Source organism: Actinoplanes sp. NPDC048791 (assembly GCF_040650095.1).
In the GTDB taxonomy this organism is placed as follows: domain Bacteria; phylum Actinomycetota; class Actinomycetes; order Mycobacteriales; family Micromonosporaceae; genus Actinoplanes.
Map to the genome: position 1 here is coordinate 1 of NZ_JBEZGQ010001330.1, position 1,949 is coordinate 1,949.

Annotated in this window: 2 protein-coding genes; one reads left to right on the forward strand and one right to left on the reverse strand. The window is 69.7% G+C overall.

What is annotated here, in order from left to right; all coding sequences use genetic code 11:
• Positions 1-132 precede the first annotated feature (132 nt).
• Positions 133-1,524 carry an OFA family MFS transporter gene (locus AB0C29_RS46000; protein ID WP_360834350.1) on the reverse strand — a complete coding sequence of 464 codons (1,392 nt, stop codon included), beginning with the start codon at positions 1,522-1,524 and terminating at the stop codon, positions 133-135.
• Between the two features lie 101 nt (positions 1,525-1,625).
• On the opposite strand from AB0C29_RS46000, the gene AB0C29_RS46005 reads away from it, so the two are divergent.
• On the forward strand, positions 1,626-1,949 hold a 324-nt coding region (locus tag AB0C29_RS46005), incomplete at its 3' end, for a sigma factor (protein WP_360834352.1).

The window sequence follows — 1,949 nt, forward strand, 5'->3', positions numbered from 1 at the left end:
GCCGCACAGCGGCGGCCACCCGCGCTCCCTACTGGAACAGCTTCGCCGCGGTGATCGCCGTCTGGATCACGCCGTAGCCCAGCAGCACCACGACCAGCGCCCAGGACAGGGCCAGCCGTACGTTCGACGTCTTCATGCCACCGCCTCCTTCTTCTCCTCGCTGCGCGGCTCGTGGAACCGCTCCGGCACCGGCTGCACCAGCAGGTTCGCGATGAAGCCGACGGCCAGCACCCCGACCATGGTGAACAGCGCCGGCTGGTACGCCGACGCCGTCAGCGTGCCCGGCTTGCCCTGGGCGTCCAGGAAGCCGTTGACGATCAGCGGGCCGGCCACGCCGGCGGCCGACCAGGCGGTCAGCAACCGGCCGTGGATCGCGCCGACCTGGTACGTGCCGAACAGGTCCCGCAGGTAGGCCGGCACCGTGGCGAAGCCGCCGCCGTAGAACGACAGGATCACGCCGGCCAGCAGCACGAACAGGCCCACGGCGACGTGCCCGACCGAGGCCAGCAGCGCGTACAGGATCATGCCGACGCCCAGATAGACCATGTAGATCCGCTTGCGCCCGATGAGGTCGGAGGTCGACGACCAGACGAAGCGGCCGGCCATGTTGAACAGCGAGAGCACCCCGACGAAGCCGGCCGCCGCGGCCACCGCGACCGCGGACTTGCCGCCGGAGTCCCGGAAGAAGTCCTGGATCATCGGGCTGGCCTGCTCCAGGATGCCGATGCCGGCCGTCACGTTGCAGAACAGCACGATCCAGAGCAGCCAGAAGGCCCGGGTCCGGATCGAGTTGGCCGCCGACACGCTGGCCGTGGTGACCAGCGGCTTCTCCTTGACCGAGGCCGGGTCCCAGCCGTCGGGCACCCAGTCCTCGGCCGGTACGCGCATGTTCACGACGCCGAACATCATCACCACGAAGTAGCCGATGCCCAGGGTCAGGAACAGCGCCACGAGCGCACCACCGCCGGCCACCGAGGTCGACACGTTCGGGTCGTAACCGGAGTCGTAGAACGACAGCAGCTGCCGCGACAGCGGGCTGGCGATCAGCGCACCACCGCCGAAGCCCATGATCGCCAGGCCGGTGGCCAGGCCGGGACGGTCCGGGAACCACTTGATCAGCGTCGAGACCGGCGAGATGTAGCCGATGCCGAGCCCGATGCCGCCGAGGAAGCCGTACCCGAGGTAGACCAGCCACAGCTGTTTCGTGCTGATGCCGAGCGCGCCGACCAGGAAGCCGGCGGCCCAGAAGCAGGCCGAGACGAACATCGCCTTGCGCGGGCCGTTCGCCTCGACCCAGGTGCCGCCGACGGCCGCGGACAGGCCGAGCATGACGATGGCGATACTGAAGATGATGCCCACCGACGTCGCGCTGGCGTCGAAGTGGGAGACGAAAGAGTTCTTGTAGACGCTGGTCGCGTACACCTGGCCGATGCACAGGTGCACGGAGAGCGCGGCCGGTGGGATCAGCCAGCGGCTGAACCCGGGCGGCGCCACGGAGTGTTGACGGTCGAGCGCGGACAGCATGCGGCGCCTCCCAGCCCTGGTGATGATCTATCGAGGCTCATCATCGACCCGCGGGAAAATTGCTGCAACAAATAGCGGCCCGCCGGACACAGCAGGATGTGATGACGCAGACCGGGCCGACCGACCAGGACCTCTGGACCGCGGTGGCCGCCGGCGACGAGGCCGCCTTCGGGACGCTGTTCGACCGGCACTCGCGGGCCGTCTACAACCACGCCTTCCGGCTCAGCGGCTCGTGGAGTGTCGCCGAGGACGTCACCCAGGCGACGTTCGTGGTCGCGTGGCGCAAGCGCGGGTCGGTCCGGCTGACCCACGGGACGGCCCTGCCGTGGCTGCTGGTGGTGGCCGGCAACCACGTGCGGACCGAGTGGCGCTCGGCCCGGCGGCGGCGGGCGCTGCTCGGGCGCGTACCGGTGGAGCATGATCCG